Annotated in this window: 23 protein-coding genes and 2 pseudogenes; 9 read left to right on the forward strand and 16 right to left on the reverse strand. The window is 72.3% G+C overall.

All coding sequences use genetic code 11. The features are described from left to right. Positions 1-36 precede the first annotated feature (36 nt). Positions 37-786: a TetR/AcrR family transcriptional regulator gene (locus tag AB0D74_RS22160; RefSeq protein ID WP_362589446.1), complete on the forward strand. Its 750-nt coding sequence runs from the start codon at positions 37-39 to the stop codon at positions 784-786. 33 nt (positions 787-819) lie between these two features. Here AB0D74_RS22160 and AB0D74_RS22165 read toward each other — a convergent pair whose 3' ends face one another. Next, entirely contained in the window at positions 820-1,506 is a 687-nt protein-coding gene (locus AB0D74_RS22165) for an alpha/beta hydrolase (protein ID WP_362589449.1), read from the reverse strand. Positions 1,507-1,713: 207 nt separating this feature from the next. Between AB0D74_RS22165 and AB0D74_RS22170 the strand changes: the two are divergent. Further along, positions 1,714-2,010, forward strand: a pseudogene (locus tag AB0D74_RS22170) (transcriptional regulator); the annotation flags it as partial. 75 nt (positions 2,011-2,085) lie between these two features. Here AB0D74_RS22170 and AB0D74_RS22175 read toward each other — a convergent pair. The 6 genes from AB0D74_RS22175 to AB0D74_RS22200 are packed head-to-tail and all read right to left on the reverse strand — an operon-like array spanning position 2,086 to position 9,031. Further along, a complete protein-coding gene (locus AB0D74_RS22175) occupies positions 2,086-2,901 on the reverse strand; it encodes an ABC transporter ATP-binding protein (RefSeq protein ID WP_362589452.1) in 816 nt (271 codons plus the stop codon). After that, entirely contained in the window at positions 2,898-3,902 is a 1,005-nt protein-coding gene (locus AB0D74_RS22180; RefSeq protein ID WP_362589455.1) for an ABC transporter ATP-binding protein, read from the reverse strand. Before AB0D74_RS22180 ends, AB0D74_RS22175 begins: the two co-directional genes overlap by 4 nt. Continuing rightward, complete coding sequence (locus AB0D74_RS22185; RefSeq protein WP_362589458.1) at positions 3,899-4,771, reverse strand: ABC transporter permease; 873 nt, start codon at positions 4,769-4,771, stop codon at positions 3,899-3,901. Before AB0D74_RS22185 ends, AB0D74_RS22180 begins: the two co-directional genes overlap by 4 nt. Further along, positions 4,768-5,727: an ABC transporter permease gene (locus AB0D74_RS22190; protein ID WP_362589461.1), complete on the reverse strand. Its 960-nt coding sequence runs from the start codon at positions 5,725-5,727 to the stop codon at positions 4,768-4,770. Before AB0D74_RS22190 ends, AB0D74_RS22185 begins: the two co-directional genes overlap by 4 nt. A 5-nt stretch (positions 5,728-5,732) precedes the next feature. After that, positions 5,733-7,367, reverse strand: coding sequence for an ABC transporter substrate-binding protein (locus tag AB0D74_RS22195; RefSeq protein WP_362589464.1), 1,635 nt, complete (start codon positions 7,365-7,367; stop codon positions 5,733-5,735). Continuing rightward, on the reverse strand, positions 7,364-9,031 hold the full coding sequence (locus AB0D74_RS22200; protein ID WP_362589467.1) for a CocE/NonD family hydrolase: 1,668 nt from the start codon (positions 9,029-9,031) through the stop codon (positions 7,364-7,366). Before AB0D74_RS22200 ends, AB0D74_RS22195 begins: the two co-directional genes overlap by 4 nt. A 237-nt stretch (positions 9,032-9,268) precedes the next feature. On the opposite strand from AB0D74_RS22200, the gene AB0D74_RS22205 reads away from it, so the two are divergent. Continuing rightward, on the forward strand, positions 9,269-9,967 hold the full coding sequence (locus AB0D74_RS22205; RefSeq protein ID WP_362589470.1) for a helix-turn-helix domain-containing protein: 699 nt from the start codon (positions 9,269-9,271) through the stop codon (positions 9,965-9,967). Between the two features lie 62 nt (positions 9,968-10,029). Here the strand turns inward: AB0D74_RS22205 and AB0D74_RS22210 are convergent, their stop codons facing one another. The 3 genes from AB0D74_RS22210 to AB0D74_RS22220 all read right to left on the reverse strand — a co-directional run bounded on the left by AB0D74_RS22210 (position 10,030) and on the right by AB0D74_RS22220 (position 11,624). Beyond that, the gene (locus tag AB0D74_RS22210) at positions 10,030-10,317 is read right to left on the reverse strand and encodes a hypothetical protein (protein WP_362589473.1); all 288 of its coding nucleotides are present in this window, start codon (positions 10,315-10,317) and stop codon (positions 10,030-10,032) included. A gap of 84 nt (positions 10,318-10,401) precedes the next feature. Next, positions 10,402-11,259: an SDR family NAD(P)-dependent oxidoreductase gene (locus AB0D74_RS22215; RefSeq protein ID WP_362589476.1), complete on the reverse strand. Its 858-nt coding sequence runs from the start codon at positions 11,257-11,259 to the stop codon at positions 10,402-10,404. Positions 11,260-11,267: 8 nt separating this feature from the next. Then, positions 11,268-11,624 (reverse strand): nuclear transport factor 2 family protein, encoded by a 357-nt coding sequence (locus tag AB0D74_RS22220; protein ID WP_362589479.1) that lies wholly within the window; start codon positions 11,622-11,624, stop codon positions 11,268-11,270. A gap of 167 nt (positions 11,625-11,791) precedes the next feature. Between AB0D74_RS22220 and AB0D74_RS22225 the strand changes: the two genes are divergently transcribed. Continuing rightward, positions 11,792-12,610 carry a MerR family transcriptional regulator gene (locus AB0D74_RS22225; protein ID WP_362589482.1) on the forward strand — a complete coding sequence of 273 codons (819 nt, stop codon included), beginning with the start codon at positions 11,792-11,794 and terminating at the stop codon, positions 12,608-12,610. 855 nt (positions 12,611-13,465) lie between these two features. Here AB0D74_RS22225 and AB0D74_RS22230 read toward each other — a convergent pair. From AB0D74_RS22230 to AB0D74_RS22245, 4 genes and pseudogenes are all read right to left on the reverse strand, one after another. Further along, a pseudogene (locus AB0D74_RS22230) lies at positions 13,466-13,765 on the reverse strand (IS630 family transposase); the annotation flags it as partial. A gap of 7 nt (positions 13,766-13,772) precedes the next feature. Further along, positions 13,773-14,537 carry an SDR family oxidoreductase gene (locus AB0D74_RS22235; protein WP_362589485.1) on the reverse strand — a complete coding sequence of 255 codons (765 nt, stop codon included), beginning with the start codon at positions 14,535-14,537 and terminating at the stop codon, positions 13,773-13,775. Between the two features lie 119 nt (positions 14,538-14,656). Continuing rightward, a complete protein-coding gene (locus AB0D74_RS22240) occupies positions 14,657-16,330 on the reverse strand; it encodes an esterase-like activity of phytase family protein (RefSeq protein WP_362589488.1) in 1,674 nt (557 codons plus the stop codon). Positions 16,331-16,465: 135 nt separating this feature from the next. Continuing rightward, positions 16,466-19,186, reverse strand: a complete 2,721-nt coding sequence (locus AB0D74_RS22245) for a lectin (RefSeq protein WP_362589491.1) — start codon at positions 19,184-19,186, stop codon at positions 16,466-16,468. A gap of 349 nt (positions 19,187-19,535) precedes the next feature. On the opposite strand from AB0D74_RS22245, the gene AB0D74_RS22250 reads away from it, so the two are divergent. Then, positions 19,536-21,023: an FGGY-family carbohydrate kinase gene (locus AB0D74_RS22250; protein WP_362589494.1), complete on the forward strand. Its 1,488-nt coding sequence runs from the start codon at positions 19,536-19,538 to the stop codon at positions 21,021-21,023. Between the two features lie 58 nt (positions 21,024-21,081). Next, positions 21,082-21,510, forward strand: a complete 429-nt coding sequence (locus AB0D74_RS22255; protein ID WP_362589497.1) for a VOC family protein — start codon at positions 21,082-21,084, stop codon at positions 21,508-21,510. A 34-nt stretch (positions 21,511-21,544) separates the two neighbouring features. Here AB0D74_RS22255 and AB0D74_RS22260 read toward each other — a convergent pair whose 3' ends face one another. Then, on the reverse strand, positions 21,545-22,540 hold the full coding sequence (locus AB0D74_RS22260; protein ID WP_362589500.1) for a YafY family protein: 996 nt from the start codon (positions 22,538-22,540) through the stop codon (positions 21,545-21,547). Positions 22,541-22,658: 118 nt separating this feature from the next. On the opposite strand from AB0D74_RS22260, the gene AB0D74_RS22265 reads away from it, so the two are divergent. Next, positions 22,659-23,057, forward strand: coding sequence for a VOC family protein (locus tag AB0D74_RS22265; protein WP_362589503.1), 399 nt, complete (start codon positions 22,659-22,661; stop codon positions 23,055-23,057). Between the two features lie 40 nt (positions 23,058-23,097). On the opposite strand, the gene AB0D74_RS22270 is transcribed toward AB0D74_RS22265, so the two are convergent. Then, positions 23,098-23,616 (reverse strand): adenylate kinase, encoded by a 519-nt coding sequence (locus AB0D74_RS22270; RefSeq protein WP_362589506.1) that lies wholly within the window; start codon positions 23,614-23,616, stop codon positions 23,098-23,100. Between the two features lie 157 nt (positions 23,617-23,773). Between AB0D74_RS22270 and AB0D74_RS22275 the strand changes: the two genes are divergently transcribed. Together AB0D74_RS22275 and AB0D74_RS22280 are read left to right on the forward strand one after the other, a co-directional pair. Then, a complete protein-coding gene (locus tag AB0D74_RS22275; RefSeq protein ID WP_362589508.1) occupies positions 23,774-24,541 on the forward strand; it encodes a hypothetical protein in 768 nt (255 codons plus the stop codon). Positions 24,542-24,627: 86 nt separating this feature from the next. Then, on the forward strand, positions 24,628-25,833 hold the full coding sequence (locus tag AB0D74_RS22280) for a cytochrome P450 (RefSeq protein WP_362589511.1): 1,206 nt from the start codon (positions 24,628-24,630) through the stop codon (positions 25,831-25,833). Position 25,834: the final 1 nt, after the last annotated feature.

Genomic DNA, 25,834 nt, shown 5'->3' on the forward strand with positions numbered 1-25,834 from the left:
CCGACGGTAGGGTCCTAAACGGACGCAGTCGTCCGTATGGCCCCGAAGCGAGAGACAGTGACAGTGGAATCCTCTCGGATCGAATCCCCTCGGGGCGAAACTCCCCGGGTCGAGTCCCCTCGGGTCCCGGCCCAGGACGGGCGGCGGGCCGATGCCCGGCGCAACCGGGAGCGTGTCCTCGCTGCCGCCCGCGCGGTCTTCGCGGAGCGCGGGATCGACGCGCCGATGGCGACCGTGGCCCGTCGGGCCGGGGTCGGCGTGGCGACGCTGTACCGGCACTTCCCGACCCGGGACGTCCTGGTGCGGGACGCGTACGCGCAGCAGATGGCGACCTGCGAACGGGCACTCGCCGGGGCGCTGGCCGCCGCTGACCCGTGGCAGGGATTCCAGCAGCTGGTCGAGACGGTCTGCGCCCTGCAACGGGAGGAACGCGGGTTCCCGGCCGCGTTCGTCGCGGCCTTCCCTGGAAGCACGCCGGAACAGGCGCAGTCCCGGCAACGAGCCGAGCGGGACTTCACGACCCTGGTGCGCAGGGCTCAGGCTTCGGGCGCCCTGCGGGCCGATTTCCACCCCTCCGACCTCGCCGTGGTCCTGTTGGCGCACTGCGGTCTGGTGACCGCCCTGCCGGGTGACGGTGCGGCCTCCCGGCGCCTGGTGGCCTACCTGCTCCAGTCGTTCCGCGCCGGTGCGGCCGACGAGCCGCTGCCCCCGCCGAGTGCGCTGACCCTGCGCAGTCTCCCGATCGCGGCTGACGGTCCCCGGCGTCAGCGAGCTCCCGGAGCCTGACCCGACGCGGCACCTGCCGAGGGGCGACGGCCTCTAGGCGTCGAGGGACTCCGCGGCCTCACGGATCACGTCGAGGACGAAGTCGGGACGCGAGAGCATGGGTACGTGGCTGCTGTCCACGGCACGGACCTGGGCGCCCATGCGCTCGGCGGCGGACCGCTCCAGGTCGGGGGGCACGGTCCGGTCGTTGTCGGCGACGATGAACCAGCTCGGCCTGGTCCGCCAGGCGGTGCCGGGAACCTGCTGGTCGAAGAGGTCCGCCACCGGTACGGCGCCCGTCGCCAGGACGAGCTTCTGCTCCGCTTCGGGCAGGTCGCCGCAGAAGTCCGGGATGCCCGAGGCCTTGAGCCACACACGGCCGTCAACGACGTCCACGTGCTCGAAGATGGGCGTGCGGGGGAACTTGTCCAGCTGTTGCTGCGACGTCTCGTCCTCGTCCGGGGCGAGCGCGGCGATGTACACCAGGGCACCTACGCGGTCGTGGGTGCCCGCTTTGGTGATCAGGGTCCCGCCGTAGGAGTGGCCGACCAGCACGATCGGGCCGGGGACGTGGTTGAGCGTGAAGGTGACGCACGCGACGTCGCTTTCGAGCGAGTCGAGACCGTGCTGGGAGGCGAAGACCTCGTGCCCTTCGGCCTGGAGCGTGGGGATGAGCTTGTTGAAGCACGACCCGTCCGCCCAGAGTCCGTGGGCGAAGACGATGCTGGGCTTGCCCGCCATGACATCCCTCCTATGAAGAGATTAAATATGCGGCACTGCACCATATTGCCCGTTCGGCGCCTCCCCTGCCCGACGGCCGGGCGTGTCGTCCCGTCCCGACACGGCCGTCATGCCTGTCCCTGCGGATACCAGGAACAGCGGTGTCCGGAACCGGGCGGTCGTGCCTGGTGATCCTGGCGTCATGGCACACGTACTCGTCACTGGTCCGCCAAAGCCGTCTCCGGGCTTCGCGCGACCCTCGGCATCGACGACGCCGATCCCGAACTCCTGGAGACCATCGGCGAGCTGACGGTCGCCGGCGAACGCTTCCGCACGCTGTGGGCCAGACGGGAGGTGCGGCGCCGCGCCACCGGCCGCACGCGGTTCGACCATCCCTTGGTCGGGCAGCTGGAACTGCACTACGAGAAGTTCCTCAGGCCGGAGGCCCAGCAGCTCCTCGTCGTCTGCCACGCCGACCAGGGCTCCCCCAGCGCCGAGCGCCTGCACCTGCTCACCAGCCTCTGAACACCCGTGAACCCCCACTGATCAGCGGTCGTGACCGCTTCACCCAGGTCGTGCCGGAAGCCGGGAAACGACGGCTCAGGTGTCGGCGGTCGGCCGGTGGGATCGGCGGGGGCGCCAGCCCGGGCGGGGGACGGAGTCGAGGAGGGCTCGGGTGTACGGGTGGCGTGGTGTCGTGAGGATCCGGGCGACGGGGCCCTCCTCGACGACCCGGCCGCCGCGCATGACCACGGTCTCCTGGCAGAGCTGGCGGACGACGGCAAGGTCGTGGGTCACGAACACCAGGGTGGTGCCCTTCTGTTCACGCAGGTCGGCGAGGAGGTTGAGGATCTGGGCCTGGACGGAGACGTCGAGGGCGGCGACCGCTTCGTCCAGGAGGAGGATGTCGGGTTCCACAGCCAGCGCGCGGGCGATTGCGGCGCGCTGGCGCTGACCGCCGGAGAGGCGGGCGGGACGGGCGTCGGCGAGCCCCGGGAGGCCGACCGTGTCGAGCAGTTCGGCGACGCGCGCGGCCCGGTCCGGGTGCCGGCCCAGGCGGCGGGCGTGCAACTGCAGCAGCTCGGCCAGTCCGGCGCCGATGGTCTGGCGGGGGTCGAGGCACGAATACGGGTCCTGGTGCACGATCTGGACGGTCGCCGCTCGGGCGAGGCGCTCGGTGCGTCCCCTGGGGCGGGCGTCGACCGGGTTGCCGCGCAGCAGGACCCGGCCGGTGGTGGGCTGCTCCAGGCCCGCGATGAGGCGGACCACCGTGGACTTTCCGGCGCCCGACTCCCCGACCAGGGCGAGGGCTTCGCCCCGGCGCACCCGGAAGGTGACGTCCTCGCAGGCCGTCACGTGGTCGCGTCGTACGGCGTAGCGTTTGGTCAGGCCGGTGACCTCCAGCAGAGCGGTCATGCTTCCTCCCTGGTCCGGTCGAGGTCGCCGGCGAGTTCGTCGGCGCGGTGGCAGGCGACGGCGCCGTCGCCGTCGGGGCGCAGCGGTGGGCGTTCGGCGCGGCACCGGTCCTCGGCGAAGGCGCAGCGCGGGGCGAAGGGGCAGCCCTCGAAGGACTCGTGGGCCGCTGCGGGTCGGCCGGGGATGACGGGCAGCCGGGTGCCGGGCTCGCCCACGCCGGGGCGGGCGGCGAGCAGCCCGGCCGTGTAGGGGTGGCGGCGGCCGGAGTGCAGGGCGGCGGCGGGGCGTTGCTCGACGATCGTGCCCGCGTACATGACGGCGATGCGGTCGCAGACGGCGCCGGCCAGTTCCAGGTCGTGGGTGACGAAGAGCAGGGCGAGGTGCCGTTCGTGGCGTTGCTCGTCGAGGATCGCCATGACGTCCTGCTGGGTGGTGACGTCGAGGGCGGTGGTGGGCTCGTCCGCGAGCAGCAGGCGCGGTGCGGTGACCAGCGCGGAGGCGATCATCATGCGCTGGAGCAGGCCGCCGGAGAGCTGGTGCGGGTACTGGGCGAGCCGGCGCCTGCCGTCCGGGATGCCGATCTCGGCGAGCAGGGGCACCAGCCGCTCCTCGGCTTCGGCCCGGCCGAGGCCGTGGTGGCAGAGCAGGGGTTCGGTGAGGAAGTCGCCGAGGGTGCGGACCGGGTTGATGTGGGCCCGCGGGTTCTGGAAGATCATCGCCGCGTCGTGGGCGAGGTAGCGGGTGAGGCGGTCGCCGTGCAGGGCGTGCACGTCCTGGCCGTCGAAGGCGACCGTGCCGCGGGGGCGGGCGTCCCGCGGGAGCAGCCGGACGACCGACCGCGAGGTGAGCGACTTGCCGGAGCCGGACTCGCCGACCAGGCCGAGGGCCTCGCCGGGGGCGAGGTCGAAGGAGGCGTCGCGGACGAGGGTGCGGGGTTCCTGGCGGCGGTGCAGGTCGATGCCGAGGTGCTCGACCCGCAGCAGGGGCGCGGGGGCGGTCATCGCAGGGTCTCCTGGCGGCTGCGGGCGATCATCGTGTCCCCGAGGAGGTTGAAGACGACGACGGTGAGGACGATCAGGCCGCCGGCCATCAGGCTCTGCCCGGGCGCTCCGGCGAGCAGCGAGGACTGGCCCTCGGAGACCATCAACCCCCAGTCGGAGGTGGGCGGTTGGACTCCGAGGCCGAGGAAGGACACGCCGGCCAGGTCGATGAGCGCGGAGCCGAAGGCGGCGGTGGCCTGGGCGACGACGAACGGCGCGAGGTTGGGCAGCAGATGGCGCAGGCTGACGCGCCAGGCCGACATCCCGGCGGCCTCCAGGGCGGCGATGTACGGCAGGCGGCGCTCGCGCACCGCCACCCCGCGCACGATGCGTGCCATGTACGGCAGGTAGGCGATGGCCAGGGCCACCACGGGCGCGGTCAGGCCGGGGCCGAGCACGGCGACCGCGAGGACCGCGAGGAGCAGCCCGGGGAACGCGAAGAGGATGTCGTTGATCCGACTGACGATCCGGTCGAGCCGGCCGCCCCGCCATGCGCACAGCAGGGCGAGGGCGACACCGCCCACGGTGGCGCCGACGATCACGAGGGCCGGGCCGAGCAGGCTGATCCGGGCGCCGTAGAGCAGGCGGGAGTAGAGGTCGCGGCCGAGGGCGTCGGTGCCGAGCCAGTGCCCCGCGGACGGGTTCCGGCTCGCTTGGGCCATGTCGACGGCGTCGGGCCGGTGGGTGGCGAGGACGGGGGCGAGCAGGGCCAGCGCCACGAGGAGCACGGCCAGGGCGGTCAGCACCTTGGCGGAGGGGGAGGCACCGCGCAGGGGCAGGCGCAGGGACAGTCCGCGGGTGCCGAGCCGTACGGCGGACACGTTGCTCATCGGGAGCTCACCGCCCGGATTCTCGGGTCGAGGGCCGCCTGCAGGGCGTCGGTGGCGGCGTTGACGACGATGAAGACCACGACCATGAGGAGGCCGACGGCCTGGACGACGGGTGTGTCCTTCTGGGCCACGGCGGCGACCAGGGTGGCGCCGAGCCCGTTGAGCCCGAAGGCCTGCTCGACGACGACGTCCGCGGCGATGAGTCCGCCGACGGTCAGGCCGGCGGCCGTGCTGATGGGGATCATGGCGTTGCGCAGGATGTGCCGGCGCAGGATCCGGCGGCCGGGCAGGGCACGGCTGCGCGCGGTCTCCACATGCTCGCGGTCGGCTTCCTCCCGTACGGCCGCCTTGGTCATCTGGGCGAGATAGGCGGCGGAGGACAGCGCCAGGGTGAGGGCGGGCAGCGTCAGGTGCTGGAGCCGGTCGCCGAGGGAGGGCCCGCCGCCGCCCAGGGCCGGGAACCAGTGGACCTTCACCGCGAGCAGCGCGACCAGCGCGGACGCGGCGACGAACGAGGGCACCGCGAGACCGACGCCGGTGAGCGCGGTGATGACCGTGCCGGTCCGGCGGGACAGCGCGGCCCAGATGCCGAGCCCCAGGCCGAAGGCGAGGATCAGGACGGCGGCGTACCCGACGAGGAGCAGGGTGTCGCCGACGCGCGGGCCGACGAGCGAGGAGACGGACTGCCGGTACGTCAGCGAGGTGCCGAGGTCGCCGTGGAAGAGGCCGGTCAGCCAGTCCCAGAAGCGGACCGGGAGAGGCTGGTCGAGACCGAGGCGGTGGCGGATGGCTGCCAGGGTGCGCGCGGAGGCGTGCGTGCCGGCGAGGCGGGTGGCGGGGTCGCCGGGCGCCGCGGCCAGCGCGGCGAACAGGGCGAACGCGGCGACCAGGACACTGCCGGCGACCCCGAGCAGCCGCAGCAGTGCGGTGGCCGCCGTACGGGCGAAGGGTTTCATCACACTCACCTGCTGCCGATCAGCGCGAGGGACGGGGCGAAGGTCTGGGCGAAGGAGGTGGTGGCGCCGGTGATGCGCTTGTTCATGTACGTCACCTCGTACGGGGAGAGCAGCGGTACGGCGAGGGTCCTGGCCTCCCAGCGCCGCTGGGCGTCGGTGATCAGCGCGGCGCGCCGGCGCGGATCGAGGGTCTGCTGCGCCGTGGTGAGCGCCGCGGTGGCGGCCGGGTCGTCGAAGCCGGCCCAGTTGAACATGGCGTCCGGCAGCACCAGGTTGGGGATCCAGTCCAGCGGGTCGGGGATGTCCAGGAACGCCTCCGCCAGGACGAAGTCCAGCCCGCGGCGGTAGGTGGGGTCGTAGAACATGCTGGAGAACTGCAGGGCCGGGAGCTGGCGGATGGTCAGTGTGATGCCGATGGAGCGGGCCGCCTGCTGGATCACGGCCGCCGCGTTGATCTGGTCCTGGTTTCCGGCCGCCACGGCGAGGGTGCCGGAGCGGAGGGCGGGGTGCTTCGCGACCAGTGCGCGGGCGGTGCGCAGGTCGGCGGCGGTGGGTGTGGGGTGGGCGAGGGGCAGGGCGGCGGCGGCCTTCCGGTAGACCGACCTGGTCTCGGGGTCCCAGCCGGTGGCCGGGAGCACGGTGGTGCTGGGGGTGGCGGCGCCCCGGTAGACGGTGTCGGCCAGCTGGGTGCGGTCGACGGCCAGGGACAGCGCGCGGCGGATGTCCGGTTCCGCGGAGATCCCCTTCTCCTGGAGCGGGGCCACCTGTACGGACTTGAGGCTGGGGCCGTAGTAGAGCTGTCCGGCCACGCTTCCCTTGAGGGTGGGCAGCGCGGCGTTGGGGACGTCGTAGGCGCCGTCGACGGCGCCGCTGGCCAGGGCCTGGGTGAGCGCGGTGGTGTCGGTGACGAAGAGCAGGGTGACCTTGCGGGCGTGGGCGCGGTAACGGGCGTCCCAGTAACGGGGGTTGGCCTTGAGCTCGATACTGGCGCCCGATGTCCAGGCGGCCAGTTCGAAGGGGCCGGAGCACATCACGCCGCCCGCCGCCGTGCCGAACTTCCTGCCGGCCCGCCGGGCGTAGCGGGCCTGGACGACGGTGCCCGCGGTGGTGGCGAGTTCCTTGAGGAAGAGTTCGTCGGGGCGGGTGAAGCGGACGGTGACGGTGTGGGTGCCGGTCGCCTCGATCGACTTCACGTTGACGAAGAAGGAGGAGGCGACGGCGTTCGGGTCGAGCTGCCGCTTCAGGCTGTAGACCACGTCGGCGGAGGTGAGGGCGGTGCCGTCCCAGAACCGTACGTCGTCGCGCAGGTGCAGCACGAGGGTCCGGGCGTCGGGCTGGTCCCACGAGCGGGCCAGCGCCGGCGACGTGCTGAAGTCCGGGTTGAGGCGCAGCAGGCTGTCACAGAGGTTGCTGACCACGAGGTACGGCGAGGAGTCCCCCGCCTGCTGGTAGTCGAGGGTGGTCGGCTCGCCGGCGGGCAGGTCCCACACCAGCGAGTCGAGCCGCCCGGTTGCCTTGTCGGACGTGCTGCGCAGGGTCGCGCTGCCGAGCTCGGCGCGGGGCAGGCCGGTGCAGCCGGCCAGCGAGCCGGCCCACGCGAACGCGAGCACCGCGAGGAGCAGCCGTCGCAGCGCGGTCACGACAGACTCGCCGCGTCGACGACGGTCAGGGAGAGACGGGAGGCGTGTTCCCCGCCGGTGCGCAGGGTCTGCGTGGTCGTCCTGCCGTCGGCGGCGAGCCACGGGTTCTCCGCCGTGCCGGGGTGCGGCACGTACGTGGGGAAGTCGCTGGAGGCGACGTGCAGCCGCAGCGCGTGTCCGGGGCGCAGCCGGTAGCCGGTGTGGGTGAGGTCGAAGGTGACCGGCGCGGGCGAGCCGCCCGGTATCAGGCGCTGGCCCCGTACGAGCACGTGCGCGGCCCCGTCGGGCGATACGTCGAGGAGCTTGAGGTAGACGTGCGCGCTCGGTCCGTCGGTGCCGACGGCCAGCGTGGCGCGGACCGGTCCTGCCAGGTCCAGGGGTTCGGTCACCGGGTCGGCGGTGAAGGTCAGCACGTCCGCGCGGTCGTGCAGAGGGGATTCGTCGACGTGGTACCGGAGTGCGGAGAACGAGTCCGGGAGCAGGCTGGGTACCAGGTCCGAGGGATCGTGCACCCAGCTGACGGCCGCTTCCTCGGCCGGCGCGGCCGGGCGCAGGCCGCTCCCGTCCAGGTGCAGGCGCAGGGTGCGGGCCCCGGCGGGCGGCCAGCTGTCCGCGGTGCGGTCGCCGAGGTGGCCGTGGTGCCAGCGCACCCGGGGCAGGCGCTCCGGCGTTCCCTCGCCCTTCACGAACACGTCGAAGAACTCCACGAGGGGGCCGAGGTGGCGCGGCAGCAGCCGGTCCACTGCCGAGTCCACGTGCGCGTGGTCGAGTTCGGGCGGTACCGGGACGTCGTCGAGGTGGTAGTTCTCGTGGTCGATGGAGTCCGCGTGCAGGTACTGGAGGGGCGCCCAGTCGGGGCGGGAGGAGAGCTCGGCCCAGTCGTTGATGCTGGGCTGGAGGCAGTTGTCGAACCAGCCGGCCTGGTGCAGCACCGGCAGCGGGGGTCCGTCGAAGGGGTGGCCGTGCGGGAACGCGGGCACCGCCTTCACCTCGGGGACGAAGGAGTCCCACATGGCCGGCCGGGCTCCGATGCCCTCGGTGATCTCCGTCAGCGCCTCGATCAGGGGACGGCGGGTCAGATCGGGCTCGAACTCGTACACCCACCGGTCGGTCCAGTACGCGGCGTAGTAGAGCGCTCCGAAGAGCTGGGTGACGCCGTCGCGTTCCCAGTATTCGGGGCGGATGCCGTCCGCGCCGGTGACCCGCGGGGCGATCGCCTTCAGCGCCGGGTGACCGGCGGAGGCCGCCGCCCACTGGGTGGTGCCGTAGTAGGAGTCGCCGAACATCCCGACCCGGCCGTCGGACCACTCCTGGCGCACGATCCAGTCGATCGCGTCGTAGCCGTCGTCGGCCTCGTGGACGAAGGGCACGGTCTCGCCCTCCGAGCGGAACTTGCCCCGCACGTCCTGGACCACGACCGCGTAGCCGCGCGCGGTCAGGTGGGCGGCGATGCGGTCCATGAAGACGTAGCGGCTGTTCTTGTCGTAGGGCAGCCGGACCAGCGCCGCCGGAAGCCGTCCGTCGCCGCCGGACGGCAGACGGTCGTGGCCGGACGGCAGATAGAGGTCGGTGGCCAGCCGCACCCCGTCCCGCATCGGGACCATCACCTGGGTCGCGGCGGCGGGGACGGGGGCGGGTTCGGCACGGTGCACGGGCAGGGGCATCTCACGGCTCCGGAGGAGGGAAGCGGGGTGCGGATCGCGGCGCGTGCGGAGAGTGCTCCGGGATCGCGATGCGTGCGGAAGGTGGCGCCGAGAGGGGTACGTGGCGTCGACGTGGCCCCGATTGAACAGCAATGTGAACACTGTTGTCTAGGGTGACGTCTATGGTGATGTCTGGACTGATCACGCGGCTGTTCCCTAGGATCACCGCAGGCTCGGCAGACAGCGGAAGGGAAGTCCATGGGAGCGGCAGGAACCAGCGGAGGACGACGCCGGGGCAGCACGCTCACACGGGAGCAGATCATCGAGGCGGCCGTGGAGATCAGCACCGCCGAGGGCCCGGCCAAGGTGTCCTTCCGTTCCCTGGGTGCCCGCCTCGGTGTCGTCGCCACGGCGCTCTACCGGCACTTCCGCGACAAGGACGAGCTGATGCTCGCCCTGGCCGACCAGATCTTCGTGGAGATGACCGAGCGCTTCACCCCGAGCGGGGACTGGGCCGCCGATCTGCACCGGATCGCGCAGCTGGGCCGGGAGGTGGGCCGCCGGCACGCGGTGACCCTCGCGTGGCTGGGCTACCGCAACACGGGCGGCCCCGGCGACCAGGGCATCGCCCTGGCCATCCTCCGGCTCCTCCTGGACGCCGGGCTGACACAGGAACAGGCGCTCTTCCACTACGAGTTGTTCACGGACACCATGATGGGCCTGCACACGGTCGACGCCATGCGCGAGTCCCTCGACGAGGACACCCGCCGCAAGGACGACGCCGCGCTGGCCGCCCTCTACGCCAACGTGGCCCGCGCCGAGCCCCGCGCCTCCCGGATGCCGGCCCTCGCCATCGACAGCGACCCGGACGCGCTCTTCGCCGCCCAGGTCGACCTGCACATCCAGGCGATCCAGGCCACGGCGGCCGGCACGGCCACCGGCGCGCACCGGCCGTGAGACGGCCCGGGCCGGGCCGGGGCGTGTCGCCGGGCGCCGTCCGCCGTCGGGGCGAGCCGGGTTCAGCCGAGACCGCGATGGGCGGCCCACAACCCCCCGGCACGGCCTGCGGCTTGGGCGATCAGGGCCGCCAGTTCGGGTCTGTCGGGGACCGGGAACGAGACGTAGGCGCCTCGACCACCCCCGACCGGACGGCCGTAGGCCTTCGCGGCGAGGTGACCGTCCGGGAGGAGACGGACGTTGAGTGTGGTCAGCGTGAACGATTCACCGCGTCGGGTGTCCGTCCAGCGGAGCGCCTCCGGGATCGTGACGTTGATCGCCAGAGCACTCACTTCCACGTCGCCGCTCATGGACGGATGATCTCACGCGAGTCGCCGCGGGTGACAGCCATCGATACATGGAGCGGCCAGCATGGAGCGGCCAGCATGGAGCGGTCAGCGTGGAGGCGCACCGGGGAAGTCCGCGGCCCGGGAGGCGGTTTCCTGGGCGCGTAGTTCGGCCAGGGCGTCGCGCAGGCGGTCGTGGACGGTGTCGTAGCCGCCGTTGCCCAGGACGATGCGGCGGGGCGGAGGGTCCTGCCGCATCGCGTCGACCACGGCCTCGACGCCGCGGTGGGGATCGCCGGGCTGGCGGCCGTCCTGGCTGATCATGGCCACCCGGACCGTCTCCACGAACGCCCGGTAGGCCGCCACGGTCTCGGTCACCGGCTCCTCGGCGAAGCCGGCGTAGGCCCGGGTGCGGAAGGCGCCCGGCTCCACGGCCAGGACCCGGACACCGAACGGCTCCGCCTCGGTGCGCAGCGCGTCCGTCATGCCCTCCACCGCGAACTTGGCGGCACTGTAGAAGCCGAAACCGGGCACGCTCGCGATCCCGGCGACCGAGGACATGTTGACGATCCATCCGCTGCGCCGCTGCCGCATCCCGGGAAGCACCGCGCGGACGAGGTCGACGACGGAGAAGAAGTTGAGCTCGAAGGAGCGGCGGACGTCCGCCTCCGGGGAGCCCTCCACCGACCCGTACCAGCCGCGTCCCGCGTTGTTGACCAGGACGTCGATCCCGTCGAAGCGCGCCTCCGCCGCCCGGACCGTCTCCCGGACCTGCCGGGGGTCGGTGGTGTCCAGCTCAAGGAGCAGGATCCGCTCCCGCGCCTGCGCGCCGTGCAGGTCGGCCCACTCCTTCAGCTGCCCGGGCCGGCGGGCGGTCAGCACGACGTTGTCGCCCTGCCGCAACGCGACGTCGGCATAGGCCCTGCCGAAACCACCGGTACCGCCGGTGATGAACCAGGTCTTCATGTTGCTCCTCAAGGGGCGATGACCAGGCCGCTGATCAGCGGACCTTCGAGGGTGAAGCGGTAGTCGAGGTCGACGCTGCCGCCGGGGAAGTCGCCCTCCAGATGCTGGGTGAGGGTGAACCGACGGGTGCCGGTGCGCTCGGCGGCGAGCGGCGTGGTGGTGTAGGTGAACTCGGAAGCGGCGTGGGCGATCCAGTCGGTGATCGCGGCGATGCCGGTATGGGTGTGCCCCTCGTCGGTCACGCTCGCCTGCGGGGTCAGGAGCCCGGCCACCACGGTGGTGTCCCGGGTGTCGAGCGCGGTCACGAACTGCCGGACGGCCGCGGGCAGGTCGTCGATCTCGATACGAACGGTGCTGTCGGTCATGGGGACGCCTTACATGAGGTGCCGTGCGTGAGGTGCCGGGCGTGAGGTGCCGGGCGTGAGTCGGCCGGGAGGAGGAGGCCCCGGCGCCCGGCTCATGTCGACGACGATGGGGGCTCTCCCGGGGAGAGGGTCAAGCACGTCCAGCGCGGCGGAGGCACACTGGGACCATGTCCTGGGGATTGACGATCGGCGAGTTCGCCCAGTTGACGCACCTGAGCGTGCGGACGCTGCGCCGCTACCACGAGTCCGGGCTGCTGGAGCCCGCCTCGGTGGACCCGGTCAGCGGCTACCGCTACTACGCCGGCGACCAGATCCCCACCGCGCAGGTCATCCATCGGCTGCGTGAACTGGACGTGCCGCTGGCCGACGTGGCCAAGATCCTCGCCACCGAGGACGCCGCGGAGCGCGCGGACCTGGTCGGTGAGCACCTGCGGCGGCTGGAGGCGGAGCTGGACCGCACCCGGGCCGCCGTGGTCTCGCTGCGAAGTCTGCTGCGGCCCGGCGACGGCGGCCTGCGGGTCGAGCTCCGCCCGGTGGCGGCCAGGACGGTCGCCGGGGTCGAGGACGTCGTCGGCCACGAGGAGCTGGTCTCCTGGTACGACGCGGCGATGGCCGAACTCGACGCCGCGGTCGCCGGTCTGCCGGCATCGGGGCCGCCGGGTGGGTACTACGCCAACGAGCTGTTCACCCGCGGCCGGGGAACGGCGATGGTCTACCGCCCCGTGGCGGACCCGCCGGCCCGGGGCCGGGTGCGGCCGACGGATCTCCCGGCCGGCGAACTTGCCGTGGTCGTCCATCCCGGACCGCACGACGACATCGACGTCACCTACGGCCGGCTCGGCGCGTGGGTGGTCGACCACGCCCTCGCCGTCGACGGCCCGGTGCACGAGACGTACCTCGTCGGCCCGCGCGACGACCCGGATCCGGCGGCCTGGCGTACCGAGATCGGCTGGCCGGTGTTCCGGCTCGCGCCCACGTCCGGCTGACGGGTAGCCGCACGCCGTTCGCTAGCATTCCTGCACATGACAATGCGGGGGTGGCGACTGGGTGTCGTGACGGTGCTGGCGGCGCTCTGTCTCTCCGGTTCGGGACGGCCGGAGGTGATCCGTACGGCGGCGGATCTCGGCCCCCTCCCGGCCGACCGCTACGCATGGACGCCGGAGGACTACCAGCGGTCTCAGCGGGCGTCGGCGTTGCTGGTCCGGCAGTGCATGGCGGAGCACGGGCACCCGGACTTCCCGCTCGACCCCCGCTACCCCGGCGATCCCGTCGTCGCCACTCTGGTCGGCACCGACTACGGCGTCCTGGATCTCGCCGCCGCCCGCCGCTGGGGCTACGGCTGGGACCCGGCCCAGTCCCGGGCGCAGCGGGCGAAGGGACGGCGGATGACGAACGCCGAGTACGCGGACATCCCCGCCTGCGACGCGGAGGCGAACCGGCGGCTGATGCGCGGCATCGACGTCAGGCGGGACTGGGGCTACGCAAGTACCAGGGCGATCGAGGTCGACAAGGCCGTCAAGCGCGACCCGCGCCTCCGTGCGGCGTGGGAGGTGTGGTCCCGCTGTGTGGCGGAACAGGGATTCACGCGCTATCCCGACCCCGTGGCGGCGTACACGGACGCCGCCTGGCGGCGGGGCAGTGACGGCAACACCCGGCACACCGCGCGGGAGCGGGCCACCGCCGCGGCGGACGTCACCTGCAAGCGCCGCCACCACACGGCCGAGCTCTGGCACGCCGTGCGGGCGCGGCACCAGGCCGTGGACATCGCCGGGCACCGCGACCGCTACACCGCCGGGCTGAAGGCGCTGCGGACGTACCGGGCCACCGTCGCCGAGGTGCTCCAGGGCCCTGGTCCGCGCGGGGTGGCTGCCGTGGTGGGAGTTGGCCAGGGTGAACTGCCGCAGCGGGCCGAAGTGCGCCTCGATCGGGTCGACCCAGGAGGCGTAGGTCGGGGTGAAGCACAGCTCGGGCCCGAACTCGTCGAAGGCGAAGACCCGGTCCGGGAAGCGCTCCAGGACGTGCGCGATGCGGTCGAGCTCGGCGTCACGTTCCGGGTCGGGTGACTTCTTCCACGTCTTGGTGCGCCGGAAGGTGCTGCCGCGGCTCACGAACAGGATGCGTAGGGCTTCGCGGCCGATGCGGCGGGTGTCACAGGGCCGTGCCGCCGGACGCGTCGATGCACTGGCCCGTCACCCAGCGGGAGTCCGACGAGGCGAGGAAGGCCACGATGTCCGCGACGTCGGCCGGTTCCCCCATCCTGCCGAAGACGGACATCGCGGCATGCCGGGCCTCGGCCTCGGGGGTTTCCCAGCGCTTGCGGTTCAGGTCGGTCCTGACGAAGCCCGGTGCCACGCAGTTCACCGTGATCTGCCTGTCCCCCAGCTCCTTGGCGAGCGTGTGGGTCAGGGCCTCCAGGGCCGCCTTGGCCATGGTGTAGGCGAGGGAGGTCGGAAGGGCGACACGGGTGGCGGCCGAGCTGATGTTGATGATGCGACCGCCCTCGCGCAGCAGCGGGAGCCCTTCCTGCACGAGGAACAGCGGCGCCCTGGCGTGGACGGCCATCAGCCGGTCGAAGCCCTGCGGGGTCACCTCGCGGACACCGCCCCCGATGTTGAAGCCGGCGTTGTTGACCAGGATGTCCAGCGCGGTCGGCTCGCCGAGTGCGCGCAGGCCGGCGTCGAGCCGCTCGTACACCGTCCCGATGCCGTCGTATGCGTCGAGCGGACCGTGCAGGGGAAAGGCGCGCCCGCCGGCATCCGTGATCAGTGCGACGGTCGCACGGGCCGAGGCCTCGTCACTGCCGTAGTGCACGGCGACGAGTGCGCCGTCCGCCGCGAGACGGCGGGCGATGGCCCGGCCGATCCCCCGCCCGGCGCCGGTGACCAGAGCCGTCCTGCCGTTCAGCGTGCCCATCGGACCCCCATGTCATGATCACATCGCGTCACCGGGGCGAGCGTAGCCGAACGGGCAGGCCGGTACCGTGTCGGGCCCGGCCACCGGGTGGCCGGGCCCGACAGGGGGCGGTGGCCGCGTCAGTCGACGCGGATCGTCACCGTGACGGTCTTGAGCACGGCCGGCAGCTTGGTGGTGTCGACCTTCAGGATCTCGCCGTTGTCGGTCTGGCCCGTGGCCGGCAGCACCTTCTGGTGGACGGTCCACTTCCCGTCGGGGTCGACGGCGATGGTGTCGATGCCGAAGTCGTCGTCGTTGGACAGGTACAGCGTCTTGCCGGCGTCGGTGGTGGCGACGCCCTCGACCTTGTCGTGCGCGAAGAACTTCCCGGTGGGGTCGAGCTGGCTCACCAGCGTCCCGAGGTCGAGGTACGGCTGCTTCTGCGCGACCTGGACGCCGGCGCCGGTGAGCGCGGTGAGTGCGGCGTTGGTGCCGACCTTGCCGACGAACGCCTCGGGCGACTTGCCGCCGATCGTCAGCCCGCTGACGTCGGTCGCGCCGTTGATGTCGACCTCGTAGAGCGACTTCCGGGCGAACGGCTCGAAGTTGCCGTCCCGTTCGTCGATGACGAACTTCGTGGCGGACAGCGCCGTGATCTCGCTGTTGGCGTCGCCCGTGGTGTTCGGGTCGTCCAGCAGGTACAGGTACTGCTTGGTCTTGAACGTCCGCAGGTCGACGGTGACGATGCGGGTAGGCGCGAGGTTGGACGCCTTGGTGCTGCCGAGGTCGGGCTGCTGCAGCGCGGCCTGCATGACGCCCACCAGGGTCGAGCCGTCCGGCGTGACCGTCAGGCCCTCCATGCCCTTGTTCTTCAGGCGGTTGGCCAGCTCGGCCGGCAGGTAGCCGAGGATCTTGTGGAACTGGTTGTCCTGGCTGTCCTTGTACGGCGTCAGCCGGCCCAGTTCGTAGCCGTTCGCGTCGAAGTGCGTGAGGTACGGGCCGTACTCGTCCGAGACCCAGAACGTGCCGTCGGGCAGCGCCACCAGGCCCTCGGAGTCGTAGCCGTAGGGGTCCCGGGCGACGGGCACCGGAGTGCCGCCGTTGGCGTTCGTGGCGTTGACGTCGTCGATGACCTCGCTCGTGTCGTGCGGGGGACGGCCGCTGTACGGCACGCCGCCGAGGCTCTTCGGTCCCTTCAGGGTGATCTTCTTGACCAGTTCGGCCCTGCCCTTGTCGAGTTTGAACTCGCCGATCTGCGGCGTGAAGTCGGTGAGCATCTCGGACTTGTTGCCGTCGGGCGCGTCGGCGTTGGGGCCGCGGTCGGTGAGGCCGTAGAAGCGGCCCGACTTCCCCGGCACCGGGGCGAGCGAGGAGCCGTAGCCCTCGCCGGAGATCCGGGTGGTGGTGCCGCCCGGGCCTGCGACCGTCGCGAGCGCGGGCAGCGGGTCGCCGTTCCGCTGGGTGTCCTGGAACAGCTGTACGGCGTCGGTCGCCGTGTACGTGAAGGTGTCCGTGCCCGTGAAGCCGGAGTTCGGCGTGTACGTGAACGTGCCGTCCGCGTTGACCGTCGCCGTGCCGTGGGCCGGGTCGGTGTGCCGCACGACGGCGGTCGCGCCGGAGTCGTTGCGCAGAACGTCGCCGGTCACCTTGTGGTGGCCGGAATAGGAGTCGGCGGTCGCTTCGAAGTCGTGCGTCGGGGCCGACAGCCAGCCGTGGGCCTGGGCCACGACGGTGCCGGTGCCCGCCACCGCGGCGGTGACGACGATCGCTATGCCGATCCGGGTGCGCTTGCGCAAGCGAGGTCTTGAGGTCATGCCCATGAACTTGGAGGTCGGTGATGAACCCTGAGTCGCCATCAGGTGAACCGACGGTTCAAAGTGGCCTGTTTTCGGCCTTTCACGGGAGCCGGCCGGGCGTGCGACCGTCCGGCCGGCTCCCGCGTCGCCGGCTCAGCTCGGCAGTGTCCAGTTCTGGGCCGCCGTGCCGTTGCAGGTGTACAGCTGGAGCTGGGTGCCGTTCGCCGTCGAGGAGTTGGGGTCGTCGAGGCACAGCTTCGACTCGGGGTTGACCAGCGACCCGCTGCCGCCGGCGGTCCACTGCTGGGCGCCGGTGCCGTTGCAGGTCCACAGCTGGATCAGGGTGCCGTTGGTGGTCCCGCTGTGGTCGGCGTCCAGGCACTTGCCGAGCGCCCGGATCGTGCCGTCGCCCGCGACGGTCCAGTCCTGGGCGTAGGTGCTGTCGCAGCCCCAGATCTGGACGTGGGTGCCGTCCGAGGTGCCGGAGGAGGCGTCGTCCACGCACAGGTTCGAGGCCACCGCCGAGGTGACCGGGCCGATCCGCGGCGAGGCCGGTGCCGTGGTGTCCCCCGCGTACGAGGGCGGAGCCGCGGAGGCCGCCGTCGCCCAGGACGTGTTGGCGGCGGTGCCCAGCGTGAAGTCCAGCGTGCCGCCTGCCGTGATCGCCGTGGTGGGAGCGTAGGCGTTGTTCCACGCCGTGCCGTTCCACGCCGCGGACTGGACGTAGGGGGCGTTGTCGGCGGCGCCGTTGCCGTTGACCGTCAGCGTCCTGCCCGAGGGAAGGGTGACCACGGCCTGGGTGAACAGCGGTGAGCCGAGGGCGAGGTCGGCGGTTCCGGGGGTCTCGGGGAACATGCCGAGCGCCGACCACACGTACCAGGCGCTCATCGCGCCGAGGTCGTCGTTGCCGTCGGCGAGGCCGCCCGGGGTGTTCGACCAGATCTGGTCCTGGATGGCCCGCACCGTGCCCTGCGTCGTGTAGGGCTGCCCGGTGTAGTCGTACTCCCACGGCAGTTCGATGCTCGGCTCGTTGCCGACCCAGGCGTAGCCGTTCGCCCCGGTGTAGCTGCGCAGCACGGTGTCCAGGTAGTGGTTCATCGCCGTGTTGCCGCCCTTGGCGCGGGCCAGGCCGCCGATGTCGAAGGGGATCATCCCGGTGTAGATCCACGAGTCGGCCTCGACCATGTCGGTGCCGCTGGTGGGATCGAAGCCGCCGGTCCACGCGCCGCTCGCGTTACGGGGCTCCACGAAGCCGGAGGCGGGGTTGAGCACGTTGCGCCAGTCCTGTGCGCGGTTGGCGTACGTCTTCTGGTTGGCCGTGTCGCCGAGCGCTCCGGCCAGCGCGGAGATCGCGAAGTCGGCCGTGTCGTACTCCAGGGTGGTGGCCACCGGGCCGTAGAAGTTGCAGCAGCCGTAGCTGCCGTCGTGCGGCATGTATCCCGGCGAGTTCAGGTAACCGAGTCCGGGCCGGTCGTTGTTGGTGGTGCTCGCCTGCTTCACCATGTCCGCGAGGGCGGTCGTGGTGTCGAAGTTCCGGGCGCCGAAGGCGTAGTAGTCGGCGAGGATGGCGTCCGCCGGGTCACCGACCATGACATAGGACTCGCCGTTGTTCTCCGACCACTTGGGGAAGATCCCGGTCTGCGCGTAGTCGTCGACCATCGACTGCGCGGTGTCCGAGGCGACCTGGGGTGCCACCAGGGCTTCGAGCTGGGCCTGCGAGCGGTAGATGTCCCAGCCGGAGTAGTTCGCGTACACCGCGCCGTGACCGGCGTCCACGGTGTGCGTCTTGCCGTCGAAGCCGTAGTACTGGCCGTTGCTGTCGCTGATCACGTTCGGGTGCAGCAGCGAGTGGTAGAGCGCGGTGTAGAAGGTCTGCTGCTGCGCGGCCGTTCCGCCGGCGATCTGCACCTTCCCGAGCGTGCTGTTCCAGGCGTTCTGCGCGGCGGTGCGGGTCGCGTCGAAGTCCCAGCCGGTGTTCTCCGCGGTCCGGTTGGCGACGGCGTTCGCGACCGACACGTAGGAGATGCCGACCTTGGCCTGCACGACCGGGTTGCTCGTGGTGTCGAAGGTGACGTAGCCGTTCGAGGCGGCGGCAGCGGGGGCGGCGGAGGCGCTGGGGCTCTTGCCGTGCAGCACCGGCCGGTTGGGCTTCTCGGCGGCGTTCTGCGACGCCTTGGCCGGTGCCGGGGACGTGGCGGCCGAGGCCTTGGCGAGCGAGCTGCCCTGCGAGGCGAACGGCTGGTCGAAGACCATGTCGAAGTACACGGTGTACGTGTTCCCCGCGCCGCAGAAGTGTCCGCTGGTGACCTGCCCGCTGACCTCCGTGTTCGACACCTTGGTGAACTGGGTGGAGCTGGCGCCGTTCTGACTGCCCGTCAACTTGAAGACCAGGTTGGCCTGGCTGGTCGAGGGGAAGGTGAAGCGGGCCATGCCGCTGCGGGTCGTGGTGGTCAGCTCGGTGGTCACCTGGTTGTTGAGCGCGACCTTGTACGACCCCGCGGACGCCGACTCGTTGGCGTGCGAGAACGCGTCCGTGGCACCGGTGTTCACGGCTCCCACCGTGGGCAGCACCGGTATGTCACCGGCCGCGCCGCAGCCGGGGCCCGCGATGTGGGTCAGGCTGAAACCGGTGATCGACGAGTCGTTGTACTCGTAGCCGCCGCCGTCGGGACGCGACGGGGTGTCCGGGCTCCACTGCACCATGCCGAACGGGACGTCGGCGCCCGGGAAGTCGTCGGCCTGGTTCGACGTACCGATGAACGGATTGACCAGGGTCGCGGGCGCGGTGACGAGCGCGGCCTTCCCGACCGCCCACGCCGGCGTGCACAGCCCGGCCGCGGCGAGCGCCGCAGCCGCGAGGAGACCGATCGCCATGGTTCCGGGAGGTCTCGACAGTCGTGTGATCACGGGGTTTGCTCCTCGTACTCGGGAGTTGAGGATTGGACAACGTTGTCTCCGCGGATGACAACGTTGTCCAACCAGGGAGACGAGGTGCCTGGGACGCGAACGCTTCGATGGACCCCTGGGCTGTCGGCGCCCCAGGAGCAGAGCGGGAACTCCTCGTGAAGCTAGCCACAAGGCAGGGGCATGTCAACGACTGCCGCAGGCCGGTCCGCGGTACGCATCTGACGACATCTCAGGCGGTCGTCCGCCTGAACCGCGGCCGTTCGCCGGACCGGGCGGCAGACTACGGTGGCGCATCCGGCGCCAAGGGAGGCAGCGCATGATCGACGTCGTCCTCGGAGTGGACGTGGGCACTTCCAGCACCAAGGGCGTGGTCGTGGACACCGCCGGCCGCATCCTGGGCGAGGCCGTACGCGGTCACGTGGTCGACCGTCCCCGGCCGGGGCACGTCGAGATGGACGCACAGGTGTGGTGGGACGAGTTCGTCTCGCTCGCGGCCGAACTGCTGGACCGCGACGACGTCGCCGTCCGGGCCGTCGGGGTCAGCGGCATGGGCCCGTGCACCCTGCTGGTCGACGACGCGGGAGAGCCGGTGCGTCCGGCGGTGCTGTACGGCGTGGACACCCGCGCGGAGGAGCAGATCAGCCGGCTGAACCGGGAGTTGGGGCCGGACACGATCTTCCGCAGGTGCGGTTCGGCGCTGTCCTCCCAGGCCGTCGGGCCGAAACTCGCCTGGATCCGGGAGCGGGAGCCCGAGGCGTGGGCACGCGCCCGCCGCCTCCTCATGCCCGCGTCGTGGCTGGCGCACCGGCTGACCGGCGCCTACGTGCTGGACCTGCACTCCGCGAGCCAGTGCACCCCGATGTTCGACATCCACGGGCAGCACTGGATCCCCGAGTGGGCCGAGCGCATCGCGCCCGGCATCGAACTCCCGCCGCTGCGCTGGCCGGGCGAGGAGGCGGGCCGGGTGGCCACGCCCGTCGCGGGCATCCCGGCGGGGACGCCGGTCGTCGTGGGGACGATCGACGCGTGGAGCGAGGCCGTCAGCGTGGGCGGGCACGGCGTCGGCGACCTGATGCTGATGTACGGCACCACGATGTTCCTGGTGAACACGGTCGACAGGCTGGTGACCAGCCCGTCGATGTGGTCCACGGTCGGTGCCCTGCCCGGCACCCGCTGCCTGGCCGGCGGCATGGCCACCTCGGGCGCCGTCACCGACTGGCTGGGGCACCTCTTCGGCGACGTCGGCCCCTCGGTGCTGTTCGCGGAGGCGGCCGCCTCGTCCCCGGGAGCGAACGGCCTGGTGATGCTGCCGTACTTCGCGGGCGAGCGCACCCCCCTCATGGACCCCGACGCCCGGGGCGTGGTCGCGGGCCTGACGCTGCGTCACACCCGGGGCGACCTGATGCGGGCGGCACTGGAGGCCACCGCCTACGGGGTCCGGCACAACGTCGAGACGATGCTGGCGGCCGGCGCCGACATCCGGCGGATCGTCGCGGTGGGCGGCGGCACCCGGGGCGGGCTGTGGCCCCGGATCGTCAGCGATGTCACCGGTCTCGAACAGATCGTCCCCCGCACCACCATCGGTGCCTGTTACGGCGCCGCCTTCCTCGCCGCCGGGCTGACCGGCCGCCCGGACATCACGGCCTGGAACCCGCCCGAGTCGGTGGTCCGGCCCGACCCCGCCACCGCGGACGTCTACGACCGCCGGTTCGCCCAGTACCGGGTCCTGTACGAGAGCACCGCCGCGGTCACCCACGCCCTGGCCCACGACCAGGACACCGGCCCCGGGAGCCGAACTCCGTGACGTCGCGGGGCGTTCGGGGCCGGAGCCCGCCTGAAAGCCCGCCTGCTATGGTGCGCCGATGTCAGCGATCAAGAAGTTCCAGGTCACCTTCGACTGCGCGGAACCCGAGCGTCTCGCGCGCTTCTGGTGCGAGGTGCTGGGGTACGTCGTACCGCCGCCACCGGCGGGGTTCGCCACCTGGGACGAGTTCAAGGACGCGCAGCCGGCCGAGCAGCGGGACGCATGGTTCGCCTGCGTGGATCCCTCCGGAGTCGGCCCGCGCCTCTACTTCCAGCGCGTCCCCGAGGGAAAGGCCGTCAAGAACCGGGTGCACCTCGATGTGCGGGTCGGCACCGGACTCGTGGGTGCGGAACGCCTCGCCGCGCTTGAGGCCGAATGCGCGCGACTGGTCCCGCTCGGCGCGGTACACGTGCGGACGCTGTACGACGGCAACGACGCGTGCATCCCGATGCTGGACATCGAGGGCAACGAGTTCTGCATCGACTGAGGGGTCCCCGGGACGAGGCGGACTCCCCCCGCCGTCAGGCCCCGCGGGCGCGGGACGCGAGGCGGGCGGCGAGTGCGGTGACGAGGTCGCGCAGTTCGTCGGGGCGCTCGATGACGAACGGCCGGTCGAGCGCGGCGAGCACGGGTGGCAGCCAGTCGAGCCGCTCCGCCCGCAGCTCGACCCGCCACCAGCGTTCGGCCACCCCCGCCCGGTCCCGGCCCGCCGCGGGCGCGTGCTCCGCCAGGCTCGCGATCCCGGCGGGCAGGTGGGCGCGGATCTGCTGCACCGTCCCGTGGATCCGCAGGGTCACCTCGTACCGGTACTCGGCCGTGGCGAACCCCGACAGCAGGCGCTCCGCCGGTGCGGGACCCTCGGGCGCCTCGAAGGAGCCGGGCAGGGTCCGCGCGTCCGCGATGCGGTCGAGCCGGAAACCCCGGTCCTCGCCGATCCCGGCGTCCCTGCCCGTGACGTACCACCGGCCCGCGTGGGCGACGATCCCGTACGGGTGCAGGGTGCGTTCGCTGCGTCGTCCGTCGCGGTCGGTGTAGCGGATCGAGACCGGCCGACGGTGGCGTACCGCGTCGGCGACGGTGAGCAGGACCCCGGCGTCCGGGGGGTCGGACTCGGCGGGCCGGTCCGTGAAGGCGAGGGCTTCCAGGAGGGTGTCGAGCCGCCGGGCGACGGGCTTGGGCAACACCCGCCGGATCTTCGCCGACGCCGTCTCGTTCGCCGCGCGCTCCGCCGTCGTCAGGCCCGCCCGGCGGCCGGCGACCAGGCCGAGCAGCACGGCCAGCGCCTCGTCGTCGCTGAGCATGAGCGGCGGCAGGCGGTACCCGGGGGCGAGCCGGTACCCGCCGTAGCGACCGCGCACCGATTCGACGGGCACGTCCAGGTCGATCAGCTGGTCCACGTACCGCCGCACGGTACGCCCTTCGACGCCGAGCCGGTCGGCGAGTTCGGCCACGGTCCGGGTGCCGCCCGACTGGAGCAGTTCCAGGAGGGTCAGCACGCGGCCGGTGGGGCGGGACATGGGTACAACCTAGCGCGAATACCGGACCGATTCTGTCCGCTATTTCTCCTAGCCTGCGCTGTGCACGCCTTCAGTGCACGCGTTCAGCGCACGCCTTCAGCACGGCCAAGGAGATCCCATGGACTTCGTCTCGATCCGCATCATCACCGGCGACGTGGCGCGCCTCGTCGCGTTCTACGAGCAGGCCACGGGGGCCCGGGCTACCTGGGCCACCGAGGACTTCGCCGAACTCCGGACGGCCGGCGCGACCCTCGCGATCGCCGGTACCCGCACCGTCCCGCTGTTCGCCCCGGGCTCCGCCCGCCCGGCAGCGAACCAGAGTGTGATCACCGAGTTCCTCGTCGACGACGTGGACCGCGTCCACCAGAACCTGAAGGGCTTCGTCGACGACTTCGTCACCGGGCCCACCACGATGCCCTGGGGCAACCGGTCGCTGCTGTTCCGCGACCCCGACGGCAACCTCGTCAACTTCTTCACCCCCGTCACCCCGGCGGCCCTCGCGAAGTTCGGCCGCTGACGCCCCGGCCTGTCTCTCGACCGGCGTCCCGGCCCTGGCCTCAGAGGGATGCCAGCCAGGCCGCCGTGTCGTCCGGGTGGGCGAAGCGGTGGGTGTGGAGCGGGGCGAAGCGGGGATCGCCGACCCGGCGCCCGATCTCGCGGCTCCGGGCGCCGTGCTGGGACCAGGCCCACCAGGCCGGGTGCTCCCGGCTCAGCCACCCCGACCAGGTCTCCCTGTTCCCGCCGAAGAGGGACTCGCGGGTGACGGTGCGCCGGACGGACCGGCGCAGCACGCGGGGCATGACGACGCGTCGGGGATAGTCCAGCCAGATCACGGTGTCGGCCCGGTCCCACAGCAGGTCACGGACTTCCGGATAGCCGAGCGAGTCGATGATCCAGCGAGGCCCGGCGGTGAGCCGTACGACGTCCTCGGCCAGTTCGCCGTTGACGGCCCAGCCGGGGCCGTTGAAGTACAGGGCGTCCATCTCGTGGTACGGCAGGCCCAGACGGCTGCCCAAGGTCCGGGCGAGGGTGGACTTGCCCGCACCCGTCACACCCACCACCAAGATCCGTTCCACCGCTGCACCCTACCCCGCGCGCGACTCCCTCGTCCGGGCCGGCTCCGGCAGCGGGTGCCGTGCTCCCCTGAGTACCGCTACTCATGCCGGCCCGCGCCAGGGCGGGGACGATGGGTCGTGCCGGCGGACGGGCGGGCGGGAGACGGGGGCACGGACCATGGGCAGACTTCTCGGGGCGGTGGCGGCGGTCGTGGCCGCGGCCACGGCGCTGGTCCTCGCGTATGTGACGGGGGCGCCGACGGCGGTGGTGTTCGCGGTGGGGGCGGGGGTGCTGAGCCTGCTGTGGCTGCTGCTCCTGCTCACCCTGCCCTGGAACCTGTACTTCCGGGCGCATGCCGTGCTCGCCGAGATCTCCGTCAGCCGGGAGAAGGGCATGACGGTTCCGGCGGCCCGGGACGCCGAGGCCGCGCGCATCGCCCGCGCGATGCTCCGGGCGGCGGTCGCGGGGCACGTCGTCACGGCCGCGGCCGTCGTCGCGGTCGCGTGGGCGACCGGCGAGTTCACGGGGTACTGGTTCGCCGGGTTCTTCCTGCTGAGCACCTTCTTCCGGCCGGCCGGCGCGTACTTCGGCCAGCTGCGCAGGCGCCTGGGCAGCCTCCTGAAGGACGTCACGTATCCGCGGGACGACGTCGTCGAGTTGCAGGCCCGGCTGCACCGCGCCGAGGCCGGGACCCGGGTTCTGGAGGAGAAGGCGGAGGAACAGTACCGGGCCCTCGCCGAACTGCGCCGCACCGTCGACGCGTTGGCCCTGGGCTCGGAGGAGCGCGCCGAGCGGGCGGACCGCAGGATCACGGCGCTGGGCAGGGAGTTCGAGTCCACGGTGAACCGGCTCACCGACAACCAGGAACTCATCGCGGGCGTCAAGGCGTTCCTGCGGCTGCTGCACTCCGCCGACGCCTCCGACGGCATCCCGGCCGCCGGGTGACAGGCAGCGACTGGGTGACCGGCCGCCGGGTGACCGCCGTCGGATGACCGGCCGTGGTCGGCGTCCGCGCTGTCTAGGGTTGAGGCATGGACGCCAGTACAACACCCCCCGCCCCGGCGGTCGTTGACCCCGCAGAGCTGCTCACCGACCCGTACGCCGGGTACGCCCGGCTGCGGGAGGCCGGGCCCGTGCACCGGGTCGCCGGCACCGACGGGCTGCCGGCCTGGCTGGTGACGCGGTACGACGACGTGCGGCAGGCCCTGGCGGACCCTCGGCTCTCCCTCGACAAGGCCCATGCCAAGCCCGGCGGTTACCGCGGGCTCGCGCTGCCGCCCGCGCTCGACGCCAACCTGCTGAACATGGACCCGCCGGACCACACCCGCGTCCGCCGCCTGGTGTCCCGGGCGTTCACGCCCCGCCGTGTCGCCCTGCTGCGCGAACCCGTCCGGCGGACCGCCGACGCCCTGCTCGACGCGATGGCACCCCTCGGCCGTACCGATCTGGTCGCCGCCTACGCGGCACCGCTGCCCATCGCCGTGATCTGCGAGCTGCTGGGCGTGCCCGAGGGCGACCGGCCGGACTTCCGGGCCTGGACCGACGCCCTCGTCGTCCCGGACCCCGCCCGGCCCGAGCGGGCGAAGGAGGCCGTCGGGGCGCTGCTGGCGTTCTTCGCGCGGCTGCTCGCCGGCAAGCGGGCCGAGCCCGCCGACGACCTGCTCTCCGCCATGATCGCGGTACGGGACGAGGAGGACCGGCTCAGCGAGGACGAGTTGGTGTCGCTGGCCTTCCTGATCCTGTTCGCCGGGTACGAGAACACCGTCCATCTGATCGGCAACGCCACTCTTGCCCTGCTGCGGAACCCCGGGCAGCTGGCGGCGCTGCGGGCGGATCCGGACCTGCTCGGGCCCGCCGTGGAGGAACTGATGCGCTACGACGGGCCCGCGCCGCTCGCCATCCGCCGCTTCCCGACCGAGGACGTCACCGTCGGCGGGGTCACCGTCCCGGCCGGCGAGACGGTGCTGCTGTCCCTGGCGGCGGCCCATCGCGACCCGCGCCGCTTCCCCGAGCCCGACCGGCTCGACCTGGGCCGCGACGCCACCGGGCACCTGGCCCTCGGCCACGGCATCCACTACTGCCTCGGCGCACCGCTGGCCCGGCTGGAGACCGAGATCGCCCTCGGCGCACTCCTCGAACGCTTCCCCCGCCTCGAACTCGACGTCCCGGTCGAGCGGTTGGACTGGCGTCCGTCGCTGCGCACCCGGGGACTGCGCGCCCTGCCGGTGCGCTACTGAG

The sequence above is a fragment of the Streptomyces sp. NPDC048278 genome (assembly GCF_040652195.1).
GTDB lineage: Bacteria > Actinomycetota > Actinomycetes > Streptomycetales > Streptomycetaceae > Streptomyces.

What these genes read in the sequence shown, in the direction of transcription:
- AB0D74_RS22200 (WP_362589467.1), bottom strand. Translation starts at nt 9,031, where the DNA reads ATGCCCCTGCCCGTGCACCGTGCCGAACCCGCCCCCGTCCCCGCCGCC.
- AB0D74_RS22240 (WP_362589488.1), bottom strand. Translation starts at nt 16,330, where the DNA reads ATGACCTCAAGACCTCGCTTGCGCAAGCGCACCCGGATCGGCATAGCG.
- AB0D74_RS22220 (WP_362589479.1), bottom strand. Translation starts at nt 11,624, where the DNA reads ATGACCGACAGCACCGTTCGTATCGAGATCGACGACCTGCCCGCGGCC.
- AB0D74_RS22185 (WP_362589458.1), bottom strand. Translation starts at nt 4,771, where the DNA reads ATGAGCAACGTGTCCGCCGTACGGCTCGGCACCCGCGGACTGTCCCTG.
- AB0D74_RS22180 (WP_362589455.1), bottom strand. Translation starts at nt 3,902, where the DNA reads ATGACCGCCCCCGCGCCCCTGCTGCGGGTCGAGCACCTCGGCATCGAC.
- AB0D74_RS22160 (WP_362589446.1), top strand. Translation starts at nt 37, where the DNA reads ATGGCCCCGAAGCGAGAGACAGTGACAGTGGAATCCTCTCGGATCGAA.
- AB0D74_RS22245 (WP_362589491.1), bottom strand. Translation starts at nt 19,186, where the DNA reads ATGGCGATCGGTCTCCTCGCGGCTGCGGCGCTCGCCGCGGCCGGGCTG.
- AB0D74_RS22205 (WP_362589470.1), top strand. Translation starts at nt 9,269, where the DNA reads ATGGGAGCGGCAGGAACCAGCGGAGGACGACGCCGGGGCAGCACGCTC.
- AB0D74_RS22250 (WP_362589494.1), top strand. Translation starts at nt 19,536, where the DNA reads ATGATCGACGTCGTCCTCGGAGTGGACGTGGGCACTTCCAGCACCAAG.
- AB0D74_RS22215 (WP_362589476.1), bottom strand. Translation starts at nt 11,259, where the DNA reads ATGAAGACCTGGTTCATCACCGGCGGTACCGGTGGTTTCGGCAGGGCC.
- AB0D74_RS22265 (WP_362589503.1), top strand. Translation starts at nt 22,659, where the DNA reads ATGGACTTCGTCTCGATCCGCATCATCACCGGCGACGTGGCGCGCCTC.
- AB0D74_RS22235 (WP_362589485.1), bottom strand. Translation starts at nt 14,537, where the DNA reads ATGGGCACGCTGAACGGCAGGACGGCTCTGGTCACCGGCGCCGGGCGG.
- AB0D74_RS22260 (WP_362589500.1), bottom strand. Translation starts at nt 22,540, where the DNA reads ATGTCCCGCCCCACCGGCCGCGTGCTGACCCTCCTGGAACTGCTCCAG.
- AB0D74_RS22190 (WP_362589461.1), bottom strand. Translation starts at nt 5,727, where the DNA reads ATGAAACCCTTCGCCCGTACGGCGGCCACCGCACTGCTGCGGCTGCTC.
- AB0D74_RS22165 (WP_362589449.1), bottom strand. Translation starts at nt 1,506, where the DNA reads ATGGCGGGCAAGCCCAGCATCGTCTTCGCCCACGGACTCTGGGCGGAC.
- AB0D74_RS22275 (WP_362589508.1), top strand. Translation starts at nt 23,774, where the DNA reads ATGGGCAGACTTCTCGGGGCGGTGGCGGCGGTCGTGGCCGCGGCCACG.
- AB0D74_RS22280 (WP_362589511.1), top strand. Translation starts at nt 24,628, where the DNA reads ATGGACGCCAGTACAACACCCCCCGCCCCGGCGGTCGTTGACCCCGCA.
- AB0D74_RS22175 (WP_362589452.1), bottom strand. Translation starts at nt 2,901, where the DNA reads ATGACCGCTCTGCTGGAGGTCACCGGCCTGACCAAACGCTACGCCGTA.
- AB0D74_RS22210 (WP_362589473.1), bottom strand. Translation starts at nt 10,317, where the DNA reads ATGAGCGGCGACGTGGAAGTGAGTGCTCTGGCGATCAACGTCACGATC.
- AB0D74_RS22225 (WP_362589482.1), top strand. Translation starts at nt 11,792, where the DNA reads ATGTCCTGGGGATTGACGATCGGCGAGTTCGCCCAGTTGACGCACCTG.
- AB0D74_RS22255 (WP_362589497.1), top strand. Translation starts at nt 21,082, where the DNA reads ATGTCAGCGATCAAGAAGTTCCAGGTCACCTTCGACTGCGCGGAACCC.